Origin of the sequence: Burkholderia sp. CCA53 (assembly GCF_001685525.1) — a bacterium.
GTDB lineage: Bacteria > Pseudomonadota > Gammaproteobacteria > Burkholderiales > Burkholderiaceae > Burkholderia > Burkholderia multivorans.
Map to the genome: position 1 here is coordinate 479702 of NZ_BDDJ01000002.1, position 21384 is coordinate 501085.

Here is a 21384-nt window from a genome sequence, read left to right on the forward strand (position 1 = left end):
CATAAGCTGACAGCCCCGACGCGCAGCGATCGATCAATCGTCTGACGTTAAAGGCGAAGACGACGCGCGCGTCGCGTCACGGTTCGTCGATCCGCTCGAACGCGTCCGCAAGAAAATCGACGAGCGCGCGCACCGCAGGCAGCAGTCCGCGACGCGACGGAAACACCGCGTGAATGATGCCGCTCTTCGGCGCCCATTCGGGCAGCACACGAACCAGCTCGCCGCGGCGCAGTTCGTCCGCGACCATCATCAGCGGCAGTTGCACGATCCCGGCGCCGGCCACAGCCGCGTGCCGCAGCGAGATCATGTCGTCGGTTACGAAGCGCGGCGTATGGCGTACCGCCGCGTGCACGCCGTCGGGCCCGTCGAGCTGCCACGTATGCTGCGGCTGCGCCGGCCCGAAATCGAGGCTCGGCCAACCGTCGAGATCGGCCGGCATCGCGACGGTGCGATCCCCGATCAGCGCCGGGCTCGCGAGCAGGCACCACGCGCGCTCGCCGAGCACGCGCATCACGAGATCGCTGTCCTGCAGCGGCGGCGGCCGCACGCGAATCGCGAGATCGATGCCTTCGCCTACCACGTCGACGACACGGTTCGTCGCTTCGAGATGCACGGTCACGCGCGGCGTCGCGGCCATGAACTCGGCAAGCATCGCGCCGATTCGCGCGTGCAGCATCGCGACAGGGCACGTAACGCGCACGATCCCCTGCGGCTCGCCGGTGATCCGGTCGATCGCCTGCTGCGCGGCCTCGACCTCGACGAGCATCGCCTTGCAGTGCGTGTAATAGCGCTGGCCGACTTCGGTAATCGAGAACCGTCGCGTCGAGCGCTGCACGAGCCGCACGCCGAGCCGCGCTTCGAGCATCGCGATGCGGCGGCTGAGCGTCGATTTCGGGATGCCGAGCGCGCGGCTCGCCGGCGCGAAACCCTTGTAGTCCACTACCTGCGCGAAGAAATAGAGATCGTTGAGGTCCTGCATCGGCCGCGCCCATCGTTCCATAAACGGGACAGTGAGGATAACGCGCACCGTCTACCGGCGCAAAACCGCCGCGTCTACGCTTACGCCGTGTCAAACCTCTACGGTCGTGTCGCGCCGATGATCAAACCCGTTCTTGCCGTATTCAGCTGCAGCGTTCCGTCCGTCGATGCGTCGGGCCGACAGGTGCAGACGTTTTTCTCGTCGCGCTCGCTCGGCGGCCATCTGCGGCCCTTCGGCCGGCTCGACTGCATGCGTTCCGGCGAGCCGCCCGCAGCACGCCGGCACGCCGCACCGGCGCCGGCGCCGGCGCCGGCAAGCGTGAGCTGGTACCCGAGTGCCACCGATGCGCGCGATGTCGCAACGTCGGCACCGCTGCTCACGCTGACGTTCGAGTCCGCAACGCCGAACGGCGCTACCGGTCGTCGCGACGCACGCATCGAGCGCGCCGCGGTGCCGATCGTGCCGCTGCCCGGCGGCGGCCGCATCGGCGTGATCGCCGGCGCGTGTCGCGGGCGGACCGGACCGGTCACGTGCGTCGGCGCCGCCGACATATGGGACATCGCGCTGCCGCTTCGCGCGAGCATGCCGCTTCCGGCCGACGCCGGCGATCGTGCGGCGATCGCGGTCGTCGACGGACGCGTTCGTATCAACGGGGAGCTCGACGTCCATCCGATGCATCTGGTCGTGTTCGCCCGTGCGGGCCATGACGCGAGCATCGACGCACTCGCGCCGTCGACGCTGGTGTTCCTCCGTGTCCGTTCCGCCCGCCCGGCACGAAACGGCGCTTGGACAAGCGGCGCGGAGAACCTACGATGAATCCACGAGGACGTGGGATTTCGGCCGTACCGCCGCTTCACGTGATGCGCTGCGACATGTCGCGATGGTCCGCTCCCGCATGCGCGGGTTGCGCGATCCGGCACGTTCGATCGTCGACGCGCGTCGTTGCGCAGCCCAACCATCCTTGCCAGAGCCACTCATGAAGTCCTTGAACAACGACGACATCCACGCGTTCCTCCTCGCGGTCGAACAGCAGAGCATCACAGAGGCCGCCCGCCGGCTCGGCCTGTCGAAATCGGTGATCAGCAAACGGATCAGCGATCTCGAACGCCTGCTCGGCGTGCAGTTGCTGATGCGCTCGACCCGCAACGTCGTTCCGACCGAAGCCGGCCAGATCTTCTACGAAGCTGCGTCGGAATCGATGCGCCGCCTGCTCGAAGTCGCGGAAGACGTCGCCGAGCGCTCGCACGGACTGTGCGGCGAACTGCGCATCACGTCTCCCGTGAGCCTCACGCGGCTCTGGCTCGGCCCAGCGATTGCCAAATTCGCGGCAGCGCATCCGCACCTGCGTGTGACGGTCGAAACCGACGATCGCGTGGTCAACATCGAGACCGAGCGCTTCGACGTCGCGATCCGCGCGGCGCGCCTGCCGGACAGCACGCTGATCGCACGGCGGATCGGGTCGTGTGCGCGCGTCGTCGTATGCAGTCCGGATTACCGCGCACAGTACGGCGAACCGCATTCGATCGAGCAGCTGGTCGGGCACAGGTGCCTGAACTACAGCACAGCGGCGCCATCCGTCACGTGGTCGTTCGGGGCGAGCGGCGCCACGGGAAAACCGCGCGTGGTCAGCCCGCGCAGCGTGTTCCTGTCGAACAACGGCGAAACGCTGCGCGACGCAGCAGTTGAGGGAATCGGCATCGCGATGCTGCCGATATACATCGCGGACGAAGCGCTGCGCGACGGGCGCCTCGTGCGCGTGCTTGCGCACGAGGCGCCGCAGGACGAGGTCGTTTATGCGGTCTATCCGCGCAGCCCGTTCACGAGCAACAAGCTGAAGCAGTTCATCGAGCACGCACGCATCGCGTTGCTCGATCCGCCGTGGGGCCGCCGCGACGATAACGACGCCCCCGCGAACATCGCGCCTGTCGACATGGTTTGACGGCGCAGTGCGCGTCGTGCGCGCGGCGCATACGTCGCAGCCACGCGCGTGCAGTGGCGTGCGCTTACCGTTCGATGCAAAAGTTACGCCCGGTTGCAAACCTGACCACCTCGACCCGAGCGACGGCGCTATGCTTCGATCCACCCACAATAACGTCGAACGGGGGAACAACCCGATGAACGGCCTCTCGAAAGCCACGCTGTGCGCAGCACTGATCCCCGTCGCACTGGCCGGGTGCGGCGGCGACGACAACGGCCCGCAGACCGGCACGCTGCATGTCGCAATGACGGACGCGCCTTCGTGCGGGTTCGAACACGTCTACGTGACCGTCTCGCAAGTCCGCGTCAACGCGAATCCGAATGCGAACGACAACGATGCAGGCTGGTCGACGATTTCGCTCGCGACGCCGCAGAAGATCGATCTGCTATCGCTGACCAACGGCGTCCTCGCCGATCTCGGTCAGACGGCGCTGCCCGCCGGCCAATATCAGCAAGTGCGTCTCGTGCTCGCGCAGAACCAGGGCAATAGCCTCGCGAACTCGGTCGTACCGAGCGGCGGCACCGAGCAGGCGCTCGCGACGCCGAGCGCGACGCAAAGCGGTTACAAGATCATCCAGCCGTTCACCGTGCAGCCCAACACGCTCGTCGATCTCGTGCTCGACTTCAACGCGTGCAAGTCGATCGTCCAGCGCGGCAATGGTTCGTATGCGCTGAAGCCAGTCGTCACCGCGATTCCGACCGTCGTGAGCGGCGCGATCTCCGGCTACGTCGCGGCGGCCGAAGCCGGTGCAACCGTGTACGCCGAACAGGGCGGCAAGGTCGTCCGCGGGACGGTTGCCGACAGTTCCGGGAAGTTCGTGCTGTCGCCGCTGATCCAGAGTTCGACTCAGGGCAACTACGACGTCGTGATCGTGCGGAGCAATTTCGCATCGGGCATCGTGCGCTCGGTGCCGGTCGTCGTGAACACGACCACGGCCGTATCGGCATCGGACGCGCCGATCGCGCTGCCGGCGTCGACGATGGGCGCCGTCAGCGGAACGGCCACGCCGAGCGCCAATGCGTTCGTGCGTGCGCTCCAGACGATCGATGCGAACGCATACGAAATCACGTCGATCAACGCAAACCAGGATACCGGCGCGTACTCACTGTCGGTGCCGACCGCGGCGCCCGTCGTCGGCACCTACACGGGTTCGCTGCCGGTCGCGCTTGCCGCCGCACCGACCGCCGCCGCACGATATACGATCGAAGCGGACGCGGAGTCCGGCGCGACGCAGTCGGCGAACGTCGATGCGACGACGAATCCATCGAACGTCAACTTTTCTTTCTGACGACTCTGCCTCATTGTCGGAAGGGCCGCGCGGCCCTTCCGATCCTAACCGGAGAACGAAGTGAAAAAACAGATCATCGCGCTGCTTGCCGCAGCGACCGTGGCAGGCCTGCTCGCCGGCTGCGTCGCATATGTGCCGGGGCCGCCGGTTGTCGTTGCGCCGCAAGGCGGCCCGGGGAACGGTTTCTGTCCGCCGGGACAGGCAAAGAAAGGCAATTGCTGAACGCTCGAAGGCCCGCATGCCGCGGGCCTTCTGCTTTCAGGGGTGAAGCAGCGGATAGACGACAAGTCCGATGACCGCTGCGCCCGCAACGATCGCCGGCTCGGGCAGCTTGCGGAAGCCGACGAGCAGCGCAACCGTCGCGAGCGCAAGCAGTACGGTCGGCACATCGTAGATCGACCGGCGCGCAAGCACGATCACCGCGCCCGTAATCGCACCGACCGCCGCGGCCGTCACGCCGTCGACGAACGCGAGGATCGACGGCAGCTTCCCGTACTTCTTGAAGTAAGGCGCGGGCAGGATCGTGAACAGGTAGCACGGCAGGAATGTGGCGGCCGCCGCGACACAGGCGCCCGGCAGTCCCGCGACGAGATAGCCGATGAAGCCGACCGTGATCACGACGGGCCCCGGCGTGATCATCGCGACGGCGACCGCGTCGACGAACTGCCGCTCGCTGAGCCAGTGGTGCTCGGTCACGACACCGCCATACAGAAACGGGACGATCGCGAGCCCGGAACCGAACACGAACGCCCCTGCTTTCGCGAAGAACGCGCCCAGCTGCATCAGCAGCGGCCAGCCGACCATCGCGGTCGCGCCGGCGGCGCCCGGTAGCACGGCGGCCGACACGATGCCCGCGGAGCGGTCGCGGAACCACCGCGGCGGCGCGCGCCGCAGCCACACGACGACGCCCGCCGCGACGAACAGCCATGCCGCCTCCGATTCGGTCACGACCGTCACCGCGGCCGTGATCAGATAGATCGCCCAGAGCAGCACGTCGCGGCCGACGCATTTGGCCGCGAGCTTGCGCGCACTGACCGCGATGATCCCGACGACAGCCGCGCCGACGCCGTAGAACACGGCATGCATCCACGCAATGCCGCCGAACGTCGCGTACGCCCAGCCGAGCGCGACGACCATCAGGAACGACGGCAGCACGAACGCGAGGCCGACGAGCGTCGCGCCGAGAATGCGGTAATGCACATAGCCGAGGTAGATCGCGAGCTGCGCGGCGAGCGGCCCCGGCGCCAGTTGCGCAAGCGCCAGCCCTTCCTTGTAGTCGGCTTCCGCGAGCCATTGCCGCGTGTCGACGAGGTCGCGCCGCATGTAACCGACGAGCGCGACCGGGCCGCCGAAACCGAACGTGCCGAGCCGCACGAAATAGCCGATCATCTGCGCCAGCGTGTACGCCGGGCGGTCATGGGGGGCCGGAGCCGGCGGCGCGTCGCACGCGTCGATTTTCGGAAACCTGTTCATGGAAGCCTGCCCGTCATGTCGATGAAGCGCGCGTGCCGTGCGCATGGTGCGCATACAGCGAGTCGAGCACCGTACTCATTTCGCGCAGCAGCGCGTCGTCGTCGGGCAGCCGCATGCGCGCGCCGGCGAGAATCGCCTCGAAGCCGCCCGCTTCCGGCGCGGTCGTCCCGCCGACGTCCAGCGCATGCACGAGCGCCGCGATGCGGTTGAGCGCGCGATCGTCGTCGAGTCCGAAGCTCGCGAGCAGCACTTCGAACGACACGAGGCCGCCGACATGCGTAAACGTCGCGCCGTCGAAGTCGAAGCCCAGCGCATCCGCCGGGCAGTCGGCCGGATCGTCCAGCCACAGAAAGCGCGCGTGCGGATCGATGAATCGCTGAATCAGCCATGCGCATGCGACGCGGTCGGCCCACAGACGCCGGCGCGTCGCCCAATGCTGCCCCTGATGGCGCGAACGGTCGCGGCGCGCGATCGCGCCCGCCGCCGGATGCGGTTCACCGGCCGACAGACGGGTTTCGATCGCGGCGGAAAAGTGTCGCCACTGCACATCGGCGGCGCCGGCCGCGTCGTCGGGAAAGAAATCGATCTCGCATATCGCGCGATAGCTGCGCGCATGGCGCCGCTTCAGGCGCGCGAGATCGTCCGCGCCGAGGTTCGCCAGCATGTCGCGCGCGTTCTCGAGTTCGGCGCGCCATGCGGCAAAATCCGCGCGGCGGTCGAACAGCGCACGCAACGCGCGGTTCTGCTCGGCATCGCGGGCGACGATGTCGAGCAGCCACGACTGTCCGCCTTCGCGGCGCGCATCGTCGGCAAGCGCGCGAAGCTGCGACGCCTGCTCCACATGCGCCGGCAGCAGGTACGCGCCGTCACGCAGCGCGGCGCAACCGATGGCCTTCAACGCGCGCCAGATTCGCATCCGCGCGGTCGCACCGGAGGTCGGCAGGCTGACGATCAGCAGCAGCCACGAATCGAGGGCAACGTTCATGGCCGCAGCATAGTCGCACGTCGCGACCGCTTCAATCGTGTAGAGATCGCTACGTTTTTGCGCCGCGCCGGCCGGCGCGGCCTGCGCATCGGTAGCTTCCCTGATCCGCATCCGGGCACATACCGATATGATGCGCGTACGCATCGCCGGCGCCTCCCTCCACTCGAACGAGGAGCACAGATGACCCGTGCCTACACGTACCGCGGCTACACGATCGATGTCGACTGCGAGTTCAGGCTCGACGAAACGCCGGACGCCGACACGATCGACGACGCGCGATTCGGTTTCGTCGCGGTCGTCCAGGTACGCGCCGTCGACACGCCGTCGCGCGTGCTGGCGCCGATCCGGCTCGCCGACGACGGCGGCCGATTGTTCACGGACAGCCTCGCGGCGCTCCGCGCGGGCCGCTGCGCGGGCGAGATCCTCGTCGACGACTTGCTGATCGGCACGTGCGCCGCCGATAGAGCGGCACGCGGCTGAACTGCCGCGTCGCTCAGTGCTGGCGCTTTCGCCGCAATTCGTGTGTGGAATAGACCGACAGGAAGATGCCGAGCATCGCGACACCGGACGCGACGAAGTCGTTGCCGGCGGCCGCGCCGTGCAGCGCGCGCTGGAACAGGTCGAGACTCAATCCGACACCTGCGAGCAGCAATCCTGCGGCCACACCCCACGCGGCACCCGTAGCTTTCTCGTTTATATTTTTCATACGACATCCATCGGCAAACGTTAGCGGCAGCGCACTCGTGAGCGGCGCACCACCGTGATCGGATCCACTATATCCGCTAACCAATCGGCCGCGGTTAAGTGCTTTTCCCAATAACGGATTGCGAATGGTTGCGGTCGTCATGCACCGCCGCCGCGCGACGACGCAGGTATGGATCGCGTCGCGCGATCCGTCAGACCTCGGACTGCCGCACGCTTGCCGACGGCGCCGGACTGCACGCGCCGTAGCGCGCGACGGCCAGCTCCTCGACGTAGTCGCACGCGGACAGTTCCGAATCGAACGACTGCCCGTTCGCATGCCGGATCGAATCCAGATACGCGACGTCGACCGCACTGCCGACACCCGAACGCGTCGTCACGCGCATGCGTCCGACATAGCCCGCGACTTCTCCGGTTTCGTGTCGAACCGCGATCGCGGTAATGAAGACTCTGTATATCCCGATTGCAAGAATACGTGGCATCCCCGGCCCTCCTCCATCGGAGCGTAGCACGGGCGTTCTACAAGAAAGCTCGGGGGATGTCCTGATTTGCGGCGCAATGCCGTTTGCGTTCGGTCGATCAGCGAGATCGCAGCCGCTCGAGCTGCTCGATCGACGTCGACACGACGTCGACGACGTGCTGGGCGATGTCCTCGTCGGACATTCCCGATTCCACGTACTGCCGGATACTCATCGTTCGCGGACGGTGCGAACGATGATCTTCGTCGACGATGTAAATCTTTGCCGTCGATTCGTCGGGCAGTACGACGACCTGGACAGTTTTACCGCGGACGAGCGCCTGCATGCACAGGGTGGACATATCGGATCTCCGTTTCCGTTGCCGCGTTCTCGAATGACAATGATAGTTTCGGGAAGCAGTTTGACAACCTTCCCGGCCATTCATTATTGATTGGAAACAATAGATCGCAATAGGGGCTTTCTACGGGGCGTGCCTGCGGCCGAACGCTCGACGCATGCGACGCTCAAGCCCGCGGCTAGTGCGTGCGCCGAAGCGCGCGAAGGTAGGCGCACAGCATGTCGGCGAGTTCGTCCGCATAGGCATGGATCTCCGCACGCGTGCGGCGCACGCGCGAAAAATTGCTGCCGACCGAACCGAGCGTCGTCGAAATCAGGTCCGTCGCCAGCGTGCGCGTCGCATCCGGCACGGCCGGCAGCACTTCGGCCATGAACGCATCGATCATCCGGTTGCCTTCGGCCCGCGCGCTGCGCGCCTCGGGACTGTCCCGATAGAGCGGCGCCGCGTCGTTGAGCGCGCTGCGAACCTCCGCCTCGTCGCACTCCGAGCGCAGGAACGCATGCACGAGTGTGCGCAGCCGATCGAACGGCGGCGTACGCGTGTCCTGCAGAATGTCGCCGAGCATCCGCGTCGTCTGCATCCATTCGTCGGCCTGCAGGCGAAACAGGATCGACGCCTTGTTCGGAAAGTACTGATAGACAGAGCCGACGCTGACGCCCGCTTTCTCCGCCACACGCGCGGTGGTGAAACGTGCGGCGCCCTCCTTCGCGAGAACCTGTGTCGCCGCTTGCAGGATCGCGCCGACGAGTTCCGTCGAACGCGCTTGCTGCGGCTGCTTGCGAAAGGCGATTTGCGTGCGTCGGCGTGTGGTCATGATCGTCGTGTGCGTGAGTGCATCGCGCGGGGCGTCGATATCGGACGGTGTGGCGCGTCCGCGAATGCGAATGATTGTTCGCATACTAGCGCGGTATCGGTTTCCTGCTCAATCGTCCGTCAAGCAGACGCCTCGGCGTTGCCCCATCGCGTTTTGCCGGCAACACCGCTCCGGATTTCCTGACCAAAAACCTGAGCCTTCGCCTCCGCTTCACGTCGCGCGCTGCACGCGAACTACGCTGAAACGGCGTATTGCGCGGATTTTTCGCGATCTCAACGCGTGACCCGTCACGCCGCAAATGCGAATCCCAATGCGAATTTCCAATGCGAATGGTTCGTCATATTCTTTGCTCGACGCGAATGATCCTTCGCGTTTTTCTGCCCCGAGCCAACCCCCAACCTTTCACGCAGGACATTCATGACGACGACTCTCACCACCGCACCGCTCGCTCCGCTGCTCGATAGCCTGTTCGCGCAGGCCCAAGCCGACGGCAGCCATGCCGTACTGAACATTTCGCGGGACGAACGCGAACGCCTGATGCGCAGCAAGACCGAGTATCGCAGTCTCTATGGCCAGCTCAAGGATTTGTGGCTGCCGGTCTCGCGCGAGACCGGCGTGCTGCTGTATCAGCTTGCACGCAGCACGAACGCGCGCCATATCGTCGAATTCGGCACGTCGTTCGGACTCTCGACGCTGTACCTGGCCGCGGCGCTGCGCGACAACGGCGGCGGCAGGCTGATCGGCAGCGAGTTCGAACCGTCGAAGGTCGCGAAGGCGCGCGCGCATCTGGCGGCGGGCGGTGTCGCCGATCTGGTCGAAATCCGCGAAGGCGACGCGCTGCAGACGTTGGCCGGCGACCTGCCGGAATCGATCGACCTGCTGCTGCTCGACGGCGCGAAGGCGCTCTACAACGACGTGCTGGATCTCGTCGAAAGTCGATTGCGCGCCGGTGCGCTGATCGTCGCGGACAACGCCGACTACTGCCCGGACTATCTGGCGCGCGTACGCGACTCGCACAACGGCTATCTGTCCGTGCCGTTCGGTGCGGACGTCGAACTGTCGATGCGGTCGGTGTGAAATCCGTCGGGCATCGCGCAGGGAACGATCGTTGCTGAGTGCGCATCCGAGGCGGCGCTTCCGCTCCGCCGTCATTGGAGAAAACATGAGAGCACTGCGCTGGCATGGCAAGCACGACGTGCGCTGCGATACCGTTCCCGACCCGATCATCGAAAGCGGCCGCGATGCGATCGTCAAGGTGTCCGCATGCGCGATCTGCGGATCCGACCTTCACCTGTTCGATGGCCTGATGCCGTCAATGAAGCACGGCGACATTCTCGGCCACGAGTTCATGGGCGAAGTCGTCGAGGTCGGCAAGGACAACGCATCGCTGAAGATCGGCGATCGCGTGGTCGTGCCGTTTACGATTTTCTGCGGCGAATGCGATCAGTGTCGCCGCGGCAATTTCTCGGTTTGCGAACGCACGAATCGCAACCGAAGCGATGCCGATCGCGTGTTCGGCCACACGACGGCCGGGCTGTTCGGGTATTCGCACCTGACCGGCGGCTATCCCGGCGGCCAGGCCGAATACGTGCGCGTGCCGTTTGCGGATCGCACACACATCCGGATACCGGACGGCCTGACCGACGAACAAGTCCTGTTCCTCGGCGATATTCTGCCGACCGGCTGGCAGGCGGCGGTGAATTGCGAGATCGAGCCGACCGACACGGTCGCCGTGTGGGGCGCCGGTCCGGTCGGCCAGATGGCGATCCGCAGCGCGCTGCTGCTGGGCGCCAGGCAAGTGGTGGTAATCGATCGCGTTGCCGAACGGCTCGAGATGGCAAAGCGAAGCGGCGCGATTCCGATTCATTTCGAGCAGGAAAGCGTGCTCGACCGGCTCGGCGAGCTCACGCACGGCAAGGGCCCCGAAAAATGCATCGATGCGGTCGGGATGGAGTCGCATGCGACGCGGTCCGCGGACGCGATCTACGACCGCGTCAAGCAGGCGATGATGCTCGAAACGGACCGGCCGCACGTGCTGCGCGAGATGATCTACGTGTGCCGCCCGGCGGGCATTCTCTCGATACCGGGCGTGTATGCGGGCGTGCTCGACAAGATCCCGTTCGGCGCCGCGATGAACAAGGGACTGACATTCCGCATGGGACAGACGCACGTCAACCGCTGGACCGACGATTTGCTCGAGCGCATACGGTCCGGTCAGTTCGATCCGTCGTTCGTCATCACGCATACCGTCCCGCTCGAGAAAGGGCCGGACATGTACAAGGTGTTTCGCGACAAGCTAGACGGCTGCATCAAGGTGGTCATGAAGCCGTAGGCGCAGTGAACGGCGTTGGCCGCGCGCTCGACGCCGACACCGTGCGGCCGCTTCGATCGTATCGAGCGGCAGACCGGCGCAAACGCATGCCTGCGCCGTGTCGCGCGACGCCCGGTAAACTGCGCGCTCAACCGATACAACAATGTCTCGATCATGGTCCGATCAGAACCTGCTCCGAAAGGGAAAAACGGCATCGTTAGCGAACAGCCGCCGGGCGACAACGCCTCGACGGCAGGCATCATGCGCGGCTGATCCGAATGTCTGTCGCAATCGTACTGTTTCGCCGCGACCTGCGGCTTTCCGATCATCCCGCGTTGTCGGCGGCATGCGCGCGGCACGATGCCGTGCTGCCCGTCTACGTACACACGCCGGATGAGGACGCGATCTGGTCGCCGGGTGCGGCGAGCCGCTGGTGGCTGCACCACAGCCTGACGTCGCTCGATCGAGCACTTCGGCAGCAAGGCGGGCGATTGCTCGTGATGCAGAACGACCCGACGATCGCCGTGCCGGCGCTCGCACGCGCGGTCGGCGCACAGTGCGTGTACTGGACGCGCCGCTACGAGCCGGCTGCCATCGCGTGCGATACGGCGCTGAAAAGCGCGTTGCGCGCGCAAGGCGTCGCCGCGCATAGCTACCCCGGTGCGCTCTGGCAGGAACCCTGGAAAGTCGCGACCGACTCCGGGCAGCCCTATCGCGTCTTCACACCTTTCTGGCGCAAGCTGCGCACGAGCTTGTCCGACTGCCATCCGCTACCGGCAGCACGGCCTCGCCGATGGATGACGACGGACGATTCGACTGCCGTCGAGGCGCTCGGCCTGCTGCCGCGCGTTCGATGGGACGCGGGACTGGCCGAGGCGTGGCGCCCCGGCGAAGCGGGCGCGTGGGAACGTCTGGCGGAGTTCGTCGACGAAGCGCTGGCTGAATACGGCGACGCGCGCGACGCGCCGGCCCGCATGGGTACCTCGCGGCTTTCTGCGCACCTGCATTACGGCGAGATCACGCCGACGCAGATTCTACGAACGCTGCAAGAACGCGCATCGCGGACGACCGACCGCGATCGGCCCGACCTGGAGCCGTTTCTGAGGGAGCTCGGCTGGCGCGAGTTTGCGCATCATCTGCTCTACCATTTCCCGCACACGACCGACGCCAACTTCGATGCACGCTTCGACACCTTTGCGTGGGCGCCCGACGACAATGATGACTTGGCGCGTTGGCAGCAGGGGCGTACCGGCATTCCGCTCGTCGATGCCGGCATGCGGCAGCTTTGGCAGACCGGCTGGATGCACAATCGCGTGAGAATGGTGGTCGCGAGCTTTCTGACCAAGAACCTCCGCCGGCACTGGCGGCACGGCGCGCGATGGTTCTGGGACACGCTCGTCGATGCAGACCTGGCGAACAACACGCTGGGCTGGCAATGGGTGGCCGGCTGCGGGGCCGATGCCGCACCGTACTTCCGTGTATTCAATCCGTATCTGCAAGCCGCCAAGTTCGACCCCGACGCCGCGTATCTCAAGCGCTGGCTCCCGGAGTTGTCGGCGCTGCCGGCCAACGTGCTGCATCAGCCGTGGAAGCATCCGGCCGCGCTGTCAGCCTGCGGCTATCCCGCGTCCATGGTCGACCTTGCTGCTTCGCGACAAGCCGCGCTGGCGGCGTATGCGCGGCTTCCAAGGCCACGCGGCGGCGCGTGACGCCGTCGTTGTGGCCGTCGCGCGGGCACTGCGCGGGCAAACCCCGATCGCGAAAATCGCCGCCGGCCCGCGCGGCCGCTGGTAGACTTTGGCAGCCCCGGCCGGGCTCGCCGTTTCTTCGGCTTGCGCTCGCCGTGCGTCACGACTTTTAACATCGCGATACGATCACCGGCGGATAATATCGGCGTCAGTCATCGAGTTGCTGAAGTCTCGTCCGGTCACTATCCGACTTGGTCATCATGGAAAATCGTCTGAGCTATGTTCAGGTCACCGCCTGCGCCGAACGGGAGATACAGCATCATCTGATGGCGGCGGCCACGCGTCCGCGCGGCAGTCACGCGGCCGATCTGCATCTCGGCGCGGCCATCGGCGCATTCGACCTGTGGCGCTGCCTCATGACCGAGCTCGGTGCCGAAGGGTTCGAACAAAGTTACGCGACCGACGCACAACGCCTTCAGGCGTTGCTCGGCTCCGCCTCGTCCTCCTGAACGCGCCCTCGTCGGCGCCGTTTTCGTCGCCGCGCCAAACGATTCGAAGCCGACCCGGAAAACCGTAACGCCCCCGTGCCCGGCGCGTTGTCGCGGCCCGACGCGTTCCCGTGACGCGCGGGAAACGCCAGATCGCGCCGATACTTCGGGTCATAATCGGGCTCGCGAAAATCTATCAAAAGATGACGTTATCGCGCGACATCGGAAACATTTCTTCGATATCGAATCGCGCGACTGTCCGACGAACTCGAGGCCACGCAAGCGCAGCTCAAGACGGTCGTCGCCGAATTCGAATCGGCCAATGAGGAACTGCGTACGGCCAACGAGGAAATGCTCAGCACCAACGAAGAGCTGCAAAGCGCGAACGAGGAACTGCTGCTGGCCAAGCAGGAACTCGAGTCGGCCAATCAGGAGCTTGCGTCGCTGAACGACGAGCTGAAATCGCGCAACGAGCAACTCGACCGCGTCAACGACGATCTGAGCAACCTGGTCGAAGGCATCCCGCTACCGGTCGTCGTGCTGGATCGGCAGTTGCGCCTTCGGCATTTTTCGCCGCAGGCGCAAGCGCTGTTCGGATTGCCGGACGACAGCGTAGGACAACCGCTGGCGCAGTTGAACAGCCTGTTCTCGGCGGTCGAGCTCGAACGCGTCGTGCAGTCGGCCGTGCAGGGATTGGCGGATGTAGAGCACGAGTATCAGGACAGCGAAGGGCGATGGTGGCTCGTCAACGTGCGTGCCTATCGCACGGCCGACGATCGCATCGACGGCGCCGTACTCGCCTTCCAGGACATCCATCAGCTCAAAAGCGCGCTCGGCACCGCGCAGTCCGCGCAACTCGATGCGGAACGGGCCAATACCGCGAAGGACAACTTCCTCGCCCTCGTATCGCACGAGCTGCGCGCGCCGCTGAACGTGATCTCCAGCTGGGCGGCCGTGCTCATGACGGCAAGCGAGCGCGGCATGCCGACCGACGAGCAAATGAGTCAGCGCGCGGTCACGACCATTCTGCGGCATTGTCAGCTGCAGGCCGAACTGATCGACGATTTGCTGGACGTCTCGCGCATCTCGTCGGGACGGTTCTCGCTCGATTCGAAGCCGGTCGACTTTGCAGCGGCCGTACGCACCGTGGTGGAAAGCCATCGCCCGGTGGCAGCCAAAAAGGAGATCATGCTCGCGACGTCGGGATTGCAAAGCCAGGCGGTCGTCAGCGGCGACGCGCGTCGTCTGCAGCAGGTCGCCTCCAACCTGATCGGCAATGCGCTGAAGTTCACGCCGCAAGGCGGCCGCGTGGAGGTCGCGCTGACGCGTCTCGGTGCACTCATCGAGCTCTCGGTCGCCGACAACGGCATCGGCGTCAAACCGGAATTGCTGCCGCGTCTGTTCGACCGTTTCATGCAGTCCGACACCAGTCGCACGCGCCAGTATGGCGGCCTTGGCCTGGGCCTCTCGATCGTCAAGCATCTCGTGACGGCGCACGGGGGCACGGTGACCGCCAGCAGCGAGGGCGAAGGTCGCGGTACCAGGCTGACGGTTCGCATACCGTTGCTGCAGACCGCCGCGACCGAAGAGGGAACCGTCGCTGCTGCACCCGCGGAATCGGCACGGCTCGACGGCCTGTCGGTGCTGCTCGTCGACGACGACGTGCCGGCCCAGGAGCCGTTGGCGCACTTGCTGCGCGGGCTCGGCGCGCAAGTGCAGATCGCTTCCGGTGCGAAAGAAGCGCTCGCCTGTCTCGCTGCCGGCTCTTTCGATATTCTCGTCAGCGATCTCGCCATGCCCGGCGCCGACGGCCATGCACTGCTGCGCGACGTGCGCAGTCGCGAAGGCGGCCGACGGCGCATCTACGCGCTGGCCCTGACGGGCCTCGCGTCGATACACGATCGGGACGCCGCGATTGCCGCCGGCTTCGACGATCATTTGCCGAAGCCGGTGGACGTGAAGGTGCTGCTGGAAAAGCTGTCTCTGGGGCGGGGCAGATAGCCAGCCGACGCGGAGCTACGTCCTCGGCATCCGCCGGCTGCTCGCCGGCAATACAGGTCGATGGTGGCGGCCACGCAGCGGCGGCGCCATCGACGTCCTGTATCGGCCCGCGCATGATGCATGCGTGTCGATCGACGGAGCCGGTCGGCCATGTCGGCCGTTGCGCATCGACACCGCCGCTCCGCGTCCAGTTCATCGAACAACACCGCGCCGGGCTAGAGTACTGTCGATATCTTCTCTGAACCGATAAATCGAAATGCGTAGCCACGCCCCTCGCGGCAAATGAACCCCGCACACGGATAGGGAAAGTGCGCCGGCAAAATCAGCGTATCCGTGTCGGCATGTGCTTCGAAGAACGCTCGCCTGGATTGGCGCGATTGTTCGGGATCGACACAAAACCTCGTGCTCCAGTCCGGATTTTCGAATTGCAGCGCCGTATGAAACAGGTCGCCGGAGATAATCGCTCGCTCGCGATTGCTTTCGATGCAAACGCCGACATGGCCCGGCGTATGTCCGGGCAGAGGAATCAAGCGAATGGACGAATCGATGACATGTCGCGAATCGACCATATCGGCGAGTCCGGCGTCGAAAAGCGGCAATACGCTGTCGCCGATGTAGTCGCCGGTTCTCTCCAGCGGCGATCTCGCCAGCTCGCTCGACCAAAACTCGAATTCCTCGTTGACGAACAGGTAGCGCGCGTTGGGAAACGTGGGGCGCCACCTGCCGTCAGCGTAGTAGGTGTTGCAGCCGACATGATCGACGTGCAGATGCGTGGAAAGCACCCTGTCGACGTCCTCGACGCGGATGCCGGCCGCCTGCAGCCGGCTCGGCCAGCCGAAACGGGCTTCATTGAATTCGACTCGCGCCCTGGCCTTGCAGTCGCCGACGCAAGTGTCGACCATCAGCGTGGTACGGCCGCTTTCAATCAGAAAGCCCTGGATAGCGATGACCAGCCGCCCGCTGCCGACGTCGTAGAGCTTGCGATCGGTGCTAACGACGGATGCCGATACGGACTGCTCCGTCGCGTCGGGATAGAGTTCTTGCCATCGCAGCAGCGGCGCGACCGACTCGGCGATGACGGTCACTTTGACTGCACCGATATTCAACCGATAGACCAGCGGTTGATGCTGACGAGAAGCCGACAGGGTTCGCATGGTGGTTCACCAGAATCGAGTCGCAGTCACTCGCTGCGACTGTGGAAGAAACACAAGGCAACGCCGCCGCCACGACGGCTCACTGCGCATCGCTCGTGGCCGGCTGTCGCCGCTTTAACAGATCCAGCGCGACATCGACGATCATGTCTTCCTGGCCGCCGACCATCTTGCGTCTGCCCAGTTCGACCAGAATGTCGACGGTCTTCAGCCCGTATTTGCTGGCGGCGACTTCCGCATGACGCAGGAAGCTCGAATAAACGCCGGCGAAACCGAGCGCAAGCGTTTCGCGGTCGACACGTACCGGCCGATCCTGAAGCGGCCGGACAAGATCGTCGGCCGCGTCCATGAGCCGGTACAAATCGCAGCCATGATTCCAGCCCTGTCGCTGTGCCGCCGCAATGAATACTTCGAGCGGCGCATTGCCCGCGCCTGCGCCCATGCCGGCCAGGCTCGCATCGATGCGATCGCATCCCTCCTCCACGGCAACCAGCGAGTTGGCCACGCCGAGGCTCAGGTTGTGATGCGCGTGCATTCCGGTTTGCGTGTCGGCTTTCAATACCGCTTTGAGGGCACGGAACCTGTCGCGGATCTCGTTCATGCCGAGCGCACCACCGGAATCGACCACATAAACGCAGGTGGCGCCGAACGTTTCCATCATCTTCGCCTGCTCAGCGAGCTTCTGCGGGGTCGTCATGTGGCTCATCATCAGAAAACCCACCGCGTCCATACCGAGTTCGCGCGCAAAGTCGAGATGCTGGCGCGATACATCGGCTTCCGTGCAATGCGTTGCCACGCGCACGACGCGTGCGCCTGCATCGAACGCCTGCCGTAGATCATGGGTGGTTCCGATGCCGGGAATCAGCAGCGTGGCGATCTTCGCCCGCTTGACGCTTTCCGCAGCGGCTGCAATCCACTCGACGTCGGTATGGGCGCCGAATCCGTAGTTGAAGCTCGACCCCTGGAGGCCGTCGCCGTGAGCGACCTCGATGCTGTCGACGCCGGCATCGTCGAGCGCTGCGGCAATCGCCCTGACATGGTCGATGCCGTATTGATGACGGATCGCATGGCTGCCGTCGCGCAGCGTCACGTCCGAGATGTAAAGCTTCTTTTCTGCTGAAGTCATTGCGTCGTCTCCTTGAAGCCGCGAGCGATGCCGGCGGCCATCCGGCGCCGGGCCATCATGTCGCCGCAGGCGAGTGCCGCCGACGTCATGATGTCGAGGTTGCCTGCATACGAAGGCAAATAGTGCGCAGCGCCTTCCACCTCGAGAAACACCGATGTCTTCAAGCCGTGCCGCGGCCCGATGCCCGGCACGTTGAGCGGCCTGTCCGGCGGCACCACGTCGAATTGCACCGACTGCTTCAGGCGATAACCCGGGACGTATTCCTGCACGCGTCCGACCATCTCGGCGATACTGGCCTCGACAGCCGCCGGCTCCGCGTTGTCCGACAACACGAACACGGTGTCGCGCATGATCAACGGCGGCTCCGCCGGATTGAGAACGATAATCGCCTTACCGCGCTCGGCGCCGCCGAGCTTTTCGATCGCGGCCCGCGTCGTTTCGGTGAATTCGTCGATATTCGCGCGCGTTCCCGGGCCGGCGGACCGGCTGGAGATCGACGCGACGATCTCCGCGTAGTGCACCTTGGCCACGCGCGAAACAGCGGCGACGATCGGAATCGTGGCCTGCCCGCCGCAGGTGACCATGTTCATGTTTGTCGCGTTTTCTGCTTCCAGATTGATCGACGGGATCACATACGGGCCGATCGCGGCAGGCGTCAGGTCGATCACCTGAACCCCGTGCGCCTGCAGCAGTTCATTGTGACGTCCGTGCGCGCCCGCCGACGTCGCATCGAAAACGATATCGATTTCCTTGAATACATCCAGCCGCAGCAAGCCGTCGATGCCATCCGCCGTCGTCGCCACGTCCATGCGCGCCGCCCGCGCCAACCCTTCCGAATTCGGATCGACGCCGACCATGGCGCCCATTTTCAGATGCCTGCTGTTTCGCATTATCTTGATCATCAGATCGGTGCCGATATTGCCGGGACCGATGATCGCGACCTTCACCCTGTCATTCATCTGCGACTCCCCAATGTGACTGCACGGCCAACCGAACGGCGCTGTCCGCAGGTAGTGCGGGCGGCGACACGCCAGCCGCACCGGATGCTCAATTCGACTATCCGCAAGCGTGCGCGAGAACGCCTGCGCCGCGTCAGTTCCTGACGTCGAAGCACGCACTGCCGAGTCGTTCGATATCGACCGACACATGCTGTCCCGGCTTGATCCATTCGGCCGGCGTCGCGCCGCCGGCCATCACGACCCATCCGGCTTGCAGCGGTTCGCCCGCTCGCGCTGAAAGCCGGGCAGCGGCAACCAGCGAACGCAACGGATGGCCGAGCAATGCCGCGGTCGATCCCACCTGCACGACGCGTCCATCCAAATTCAGCGTGAGGCCAAGATTCGACAGGTCGACATGAGGATCGCACCACGGACCGATGACAAAGCCGCTCGACGACGCGTTGTCCGCTATCACTTCCGGCAACGTGAACTTGAAGTCCTTGTAGCGCGAGTCGATGATTTCGAGCGCAGGCGCGACGGCCTCGACAGCGGCCAACGCCTGTGGCGCCGTCACGTCGCCGTCGAGCGATCGCTTCAGAACGAAGGCAATTTCGGGCTCGACGCGCGGATGCACGAATCGCGCAAAATCGATCGCGGTGCCCTCCTCGATCTGCATGTCGGCGGTCAAGCGTCCCCAGATCACATCCGACAGGCCCATTTGCAGCATCTTCGCGCGGCTGGTAAAGCCCATCTTGACACCGACGCGACGGTGGCCGCGTTCGACACGCCGTTGTATCGACGCGGCCTGAATCGCATACGCCGTATCGAGCGACAGCCGGCTTTCCGGATCGAACTGGGCCACCTCGGTCGCATTGACTGCGGCGTCGTCGAGCAACCGCGCGTATTCCATCGTCGTGATCATTGGCGTGCCTCGCTTCGATCGTGGTCAAAAACTGCACGGACGGAGCCAAGCCCGTTTATGCGTGCGTCGAAAACGTCGCCGGGGCGGACGGCCACCATCGGCCCCAACGCTCCCGACAACACCAAGTCGCCGGCCTTGAGCGGCGTGCCGAGCGTCGTCATCGTTCGCGCAAGCCATACGACCGCGTTGAGCGGATTGCCGAGGCACGCGGCTCCTGCCCCCACCGAGACGAGTTCCCCGCACCGCTCCATCGCCATCCCGCACAGACGCAGGTCGATGCTCGACAGCCTGCACGGACGGGTGCCCAGAACGTACGCGCACGACGACGCGTTATCGGCAATCGTGTCCGCGATGCGAATGTTCCAGTCCGCGATGCGGCTGCCGACAATTTCCAGCGCCGGCAGCGCGTACTCGATGGCACCGAGCACGTCCAGATGGCCGGGATTCTTCACCGTGATATCGCGACCGATGACGAACGCGATTTCGGCTTCGATTTTCGGCTGAGTAAGGATTTCAGCGGGAATGGGTTCGCTGTCGCCATAGCCCATGTGATCGAACAACATGCCGAAGTCAGGCTGATCGACGCCGAGTTGCTTCTGTACCGCGACCGACGTCAGGCCAATCTTGCAGCCGACGAGGCGGCGACCATCGGCCAGATGCCGATCCGTATTGATCCGCTGAATCGCATACGCGTCGTCGATGCTCAGTTGCTCGTATGTCTCGCGCAACGGCGGGATGGTTTTGCGGGTCTTTGCTGCATCACGCAGCGCGGCAGCCGCCTCTTGAATTCGCATGGCTTTCATGACCTCTCAGCTGTTAGTGCGAGAAAATATCGATCGATACTGTGGAGCGCGGCCTAATAGAACATCTGCTTGAGCGCAACACCGGGGTGCTCGGCGCGAATCAATGCTTCGCCGACCAGAAAATGATCGACGCCTATCGAACGGAGCCTTCTTACATCGTCCGCACTCCGAATTCCCGATTCCGAAATGACCATCCTGTCGGCGGGGATCAGGCGGCGCATCGCAAGCGTTGTTTCAATATTTGTGGAGAACGTCGCAAGATCGCGGTTGTTCACGCCGATCAGCGGCGTATTCAACGTGAGTGCCGCGTCCAGCTCATCCGCGCTGTGGATTTCCACGATCACGGCCATGCCCAGTTCGAACGCGAGGCTTTCGAGTTCGCGCATCGCGCTGCCATCGAGGACCGCCGCTATCAGCAGGATGCAGTCGGCGCCCATCGCACGTGCCTCCCACACCTGGTACGCATCCACGATGAAGTCCTTGCGAAGCACCGGCAGGCTCGATGCACCGCGCGCGGCGCGAAGGTGCGACGCGCTTCCGTTGAAGAACGTCCGATCGGTCAGCACCGACAGACAGGCCGCGCCCGCTTCCTCGTACGAGGCCGCGATCGACGCCGGGTCGAAGTCCGGCCGCAAGATCCCTTCGGACGGGCTCGCCATTTTCACCTCGGCAATGACGCCAGGTAAGCCCAGTCCCGCCTTGTCGCGAAGCGCAGCGATAAAATCCCTGGAGTCCACCGTCGCTGCGATCTCTCGAAGCACGGGTTGTGGCACACGCTCGGCTGCCAGCCGCACTTCACGAGTCTTGCACTCGACAATCCGGTCGAGAATCGTTTTCATTCCGTTATCCAAACTATTGACCAGCCTGATAGAGCCCGATACTCAACGTACTATTCGCGGTGATCGATCGCTGCGTCGGTCT

24 protein-coding genes are annotated in these 21384 nt (G+C 64.8%); 11 read left to right on the plus strand and 13 right to left on the minus strand.

The window, feature by feature from the left end:
- Positions 1-76 precede the first annotated feature (76 nt).
- Positions 77-979, minus strand: coding sequence for a LysR family transcriptional regulator (locus BCR55_RS18605; protein ID WP_006404075.1), 903 nt, complete (start codon positions 977-979; stop codon positions 77-79).
- A gap of 117 nt (positions 980-1096) precedes the next feature.
- Between BCR55_RS18605 and BCR55_RS18610 the strand changes: the two genes are divergently transcribed.
- From BCR55_RS18610 to BCR55_RS32580, 4 genes are all read left to right on the plus strand, one after another.
- A complete protein-coding gene (locus tag BCR55_RS18610; RefSeq protein ID WP_254661852.1) occupies positions 1097-1795 on the plus strand; it encodes a nuclease PIN in 699 nt (232 codons plus the stop codon).
- 169 nt (positions 1796-1964) lie between these two features.
- Entirely contained in the window at positions 1965-2918 is a 954-nt protein-coding gene (locus BCR55_RS18615) for a LysR family transcriptional regulator (RefSeq protein ID WP_053298872.1), read from the plus strand.
- A gap of 175 nt (positions 2919-3093) precedes the next feature.
- Positions 3094-4245, plus strand: a complete 1152-nt coding sequence (locus tag BCR55_RS18620) for a DUF4382 domain-containing protein (RefSeq protein ID WP_006408486.1) — start codon at positions 3094-3096, stop codon at positions 4243-4245.
- 60 nt (positions 4246-4305) lie between these two features.
- Positions 4306-4467 (plus strand): hypothetical protein, encoded by a 162-nt coding sequence (locus BCR55_RS32580; protein WP_006404080.1) that lies wholly within the window; start codon positions 4306-4308, stop codon positions 4465-4467.
- A gap of 36 nt (positions 4468-4503) precedes the next feature.
- On the opposite strand, the gene BCR55_RS18625 is transcribed toward BCR55_RS32580, so the two are convergent.
- Together BCR55_RS18625 and BCR55_RS18630 are read right to left on the minus strand one after the other, a co-directional pair.
- The gene (locus BCR55_RS18625; RefSeq protein ID WP_053298823.1) at positions 4504-5718 is read right to left on the minus strand and encodes a chromate transporter; all 1215 of its coding nucleotides are present in this window, start codon (positions 5716-5718) and stop codon (positions 4504-4506) included.
- A gap of 13 nt (positions 5719-5731) precedes the next feature.
- A complete protein-coding gene (locus BCR55_RS18630; RefSeq protein ID WP_053298873.1) occupies positions 5732-6703 on the minus strand; it encodes a chromate resistance protein ChrB domain-containing protein in 972 nt (323 codons plus the stop codon).
- A 180-nt stretch (positions 6704-6883) separates the two neighbouring features.
- Between BCR55_RS18630 and BCR55_RS18635 the strand changes: the two genes are divergently transcribed.
- Complete coding sequence (locus tag BCR55_RS18635) at positions 6884-7183, plus strand: hypothetical protein (protein WP_006404083.1); 300 nt, start codon at positions 6884-6886, stop codon at positions 7181-7183.
- A gap of 13 nt (positions 7184-7196) precedes the next feature.
- Here BCR55_RS18635 and BCR55_RS18640 read toward each other — a convergent pair whose 3' ends face one another.
- The 4 genes from BCR55_RS18640 to BCR55_RS18655 form a co-directional block, all read right to left on the minus strand.
- A complete protein-coding gene (locus tag BCR55_RS18640) occupies positions 7197-7409 on the minus strand; it encodes a hypothetical protein (RefSeq protein WP_006404084.1) in 213 nt (70 codons plus the stop codon).
- A 190-nt stretch (positions 7410-7599) separates the two neighbouring features.
- Positions 7600-7785: a hypothetical protein gene (locus BCR55_RS33520; RefSeq protein ID WP_227747551.1), complete on the minus strand. Its 186-nt coding sequence runs from the start codon at positions 7783-7785 to the stop codon at positions 7600-7602.
- Positions 7786-7984: 199 nt separating this feature from the next.
- Positions 7985-8224: a hypothetical protein gene (locus BCR55_RS18650; RefSeq protein ID WP_006404087.1), complete on the minus strand. Its 240-nt coding sequence runs from the start codon at positions 8222-8224 to the stop codon at positions 7985-7987.
- A 175-nt stretch (positions 8225-8399) separates the two neighbouring features.
- Positions 8400-9119, minus strand: coding sequence for a TetR family transcriptional regulator (locus BCR55_RS18655; protein ID WP_083211842.1), 720 nt, complete (start codon positions 9117-9119; stop codon positions 8400-8402).
- Between the two features lie 333 nt (positions 9120-9452).
- On the opposite strand from BCR55_RS18655, the gene BCR55_RS18660 reads away from it, so the two are divergent.
- The 6 genes from BCR55_RS18660 (at position 9453) to BCR55_RS18680 (ending at position 15523) form a co-directional block, all read left to right on the plus strand.
- A complete protein-coding gene (locus BCR55_RS18660) occupies positions 9453-10112 on the plus strand; it encodes an O-methyltransferase (RefSeq protein WP_006404091.1) in 660 nt (219 codons plus the stop codon).
- Positions 10113-10197: 85 nt separating this feature from the next.
- Entirely contained in the window at positions 10198-11367 is a 1170-nt protein-coding gene (locus BCR55_RS18665) for a zinc-dependent alcohol dehydrogenase (protein ID WP_006404093.1), read from the plus strand.
- A 15-nt stretch (positions 11368-11382) separates the two neighbouring features.
- Complete coding sequence (locus BCR55_RS31185; protein WP_083211843.1) at positions 11383-11619, plus strand: hypothetical protein; 237 nt, start codon at positions 11383-11385, stop codon at positions 11617-11619.
- Between the two features lie 5 nt (positions 11620-11624).
- The gene (locus tag BCR55_RS18670; RefSeq protein WP_065495379.1) at positions 11625-13055 is read left to right on the plus strand and encodes a deoxyribodipyrimidine photo-lyase; all 1431 of its coding nucleotides are present in this window, start codon (positions 11625-11627) and stop codon (positions 13053-13055) included.
- Between the two features lie 239 nt (positions 13056-13294).
- On the plus strand, positions 13295-13543 hold the full coding sequence (locus BCR55_RS18675; protein WP_006414597.1) for a hypothetical protein: 249 nt from the start codon (positions 13295-13297) through the stop codon (positions 13541-13543).
- Between the two features lie 330 nt (positions 13544-13873).
- Positions 13874-15523, plus strand: coding sequence for an ATP-binding protein (locus tag BCR55_RS18680; RefSeq protein WP_065495381.1), 1650 nt, complete (start codon positions 13874-13876; stop codon positions 15521-15523).
- Between the two features lie 215 nt (positions 15524-15738).
- Here BCR55_RS18680 and BCR55_RS18685 read toward each other — a convergent pair whose 3' ends face one another.
- The 6 genes from BCR55_RS18685 to trpC all read right to left on the minus strand — a co-directional run bounded on the left by BCR55_RS18685 (position 15739) and on the right by trpC (position 21302).
- Positions 15739-16677 (minus strand): MBL fold metallo-hydrolase, encoded by a 939-nt coding sequence (locus BCR55_RS18685; protein WP_065495384.1) that lies wholly within the window; start codon positions 16675-16677, stop codon positions 15739-15741.
- Positions 16678-16756: 79 nt separating this feature from the next.
- Entirely contained in the window at positions 16757-17800 is a 1044-nt protein-coding gene (gene dmpG / locus BCR55_RS18690; RefSeq protein ID WP_006409488.1) for a 4-hydroxy-2-oxovalerate aldolase, read from the minus strand.
- Entirely contained in the window at positions 17797-18759 is a 963-nt protein-coding gene (locus BCR55_RS18695; protein ID WP_035946244.1) for an acetaldehyde dehydrogenase (acetylating), read from the minus strand. The genes dmpG and BCR55_RS18695 overlap by 4 nt, the downstream gene beginning before the upstream one ends.
- A gap of 133 nt (positions 18760-18892) precedes the next feature.
- The gene (locus BCR55_RS18700; protein WP_053298828.1) at positions 18893-19660 is read right to left on the minus strand and encodes a 2-keto-4-pentenoate hydratase; all 768 of its coding nucleotides are present in this window, start codon (positions 19658-19660) and stop codon (positions 18893-18895) included.
- The gene (locus BCR55_RS18705; RefSeq protein WP_083211892.1) at positions 19657-20454 is read right to left on the minus strand and encodes a 2-keto-4-pentenoate hydratase; all 798 of its coding nucleotides are present in this window, start codon (positions 20452-20454) and stop codon (positions 19657-19659) included. The genes BCR55_RS18700 and BCR55_RS18705 overlap by 4 nt, the downstream gene beginning before the upstream one ends.
- Positions 20455-20516: 62 nt before the next feature.
- A complete protein-coding gene (gene trpC / locus BCR55_RS18710) occupies positions 20517-21302 on the minus strand; it encodes an indole-3-glycerol phosphate synthase TrpC (protein ID WP_065495389.1) in 786 nt (261 codons plus the stop codon).
- Positions 21303-21384 lie beyond the last annotated feature (82 nt).

Coding starts and splice junctions, on each gene's coding strand:
- BCR55_RS18635 (WP_006404083.1), top strand. CDS start 6,884: ATGACCCGTGCCTACACGTACCGCGGCTACACGATCGATGTCGACTGC.
- BCR55_RS18660 (WP_006404091.1), top strand. CDS start 9,453: ATGACGACGACTCTCACCACCGCACCGCTCGCTCCGCTGCTCGATAGC.
- BCR55_RS18695 (WP_035946244.1), bottom strand. CDS start 18,759: ATGAATGACAGGGTGAAGGTCGCGATCATCGGTCCCGGCAATATCGGC.
- BCR55_RS18620 (WP_006408486.1), top strand. CDS start 3,094: ATGAACGGCCTCTCGAAAGCCACGCTGTGCGCAGCACTGATCCCCGTC.
- BCR55_RS18605 (WP_006404075.1), bottom strand. CDS start 979: ATGCAGGACCTCAACGATCTCTATTTCTTCGCGCAGGTAGTGGACTAC.
- BCR55_RS18705 (WP_083211892.1), bottom strand. CDS start 20,454: ATGCGAATTCAAGAGGCGGCTGCCGCGCTGCGTGATGCAGCAAAGACC.
- BCR55_RS18700 (WP_053298828.1), bottom strand. CDS start 19,660: ATGATCACGACGATGGAATACGCGCGGTTGCTCGACGACGCCGCAGTC.
- BCR55_RS18680 (WP_065495381.1), top strand. CDS start 13,874: ATGCTCAGCACCAACGAAGAGCTGCAAAGCGCGAACGAGGAACTGCTG.
- BCR55_RS18650 (WP_006404087.1), bottom strand. CDS start 8,224: ATGTCCACCCTGTGCATGCAGGCGCTCGTCCGCGGTAAAACTGTCCAG.
- BCR55_RS18665 (WP_006404093.1), top strand. CDS start 10,198: ATGAGAGCACTGCGCTGGCATGGCAAGCACGACGTGCGCTGCGATACC.
- BCR55_RS18630 (WP_053298873.1), bottom strand. CDS start 6,703: ATGAACGTTGCCCTCGATTCGTGGCTGCTGCTGATCGTCAGCCTGCCG.
- BCR55_RS18610 (WP_254661852.1), top strand. CDS start 1,097: ATGATCAAACCCGTTCTTGCCGTATTCAGCTGCAGCGTTCCGTCCGTC.
- BCR55_RS18675 (WP_006414597.1), top strand. CDS start 13,295: ATGGAAAATCGTCTGAGCTATGTTCAGGTCACCGCCTGCGCCGAACGG.
- dmpG (WP_006409488.1), bottom strand. CDS start 17,800: ATGACTTCAGCAGAAAAGAAGCTTTACATCTCGGACGTGACGCTGCGC.
- BCR55_RS18640 (WP_006404084.1), bottom strand. CDS start 7,409: ATGAAAAATATAAACGAGAAAGCTACGGGTGCCGCGTGGGGTGTGGCC.
- BCR55_RS18625 (WP_053298823.1), bottom strand. CDS start 5,718: ATGAACAGGTTTCCGAAAATCGACGCGTGCGACGCGCCGCCGGCTCCG.
- trpC (WP_065495389.1), bottom strand. CDS start 21,302: ATGAAAACGATTCTCGACCGGATTGTCGAGTGCAAGACTCGTGAAGTG.
- BCR55_RS18655 (WP_083211842.1), bottom strand. CDS start 9,119: ATGCGAACAATCATTCGCATTCGCGGACGCGCCACACCGTCCGATATC.
- BCR55_RS18685 (WP_065495384.1), bottom strand. CDS start 16,677: ATGCGAACCCTGTCGGCTTCTCGTCAGCATCAACCGCTGGTCTATCGG.
- BCR55_RS18670 (WP_065495379.1), top strand. CDS start 11,625: ATGTCTGTCGCAATCGTACTGTTTCGCCGCGACCTGCGGCTTTCCGAT.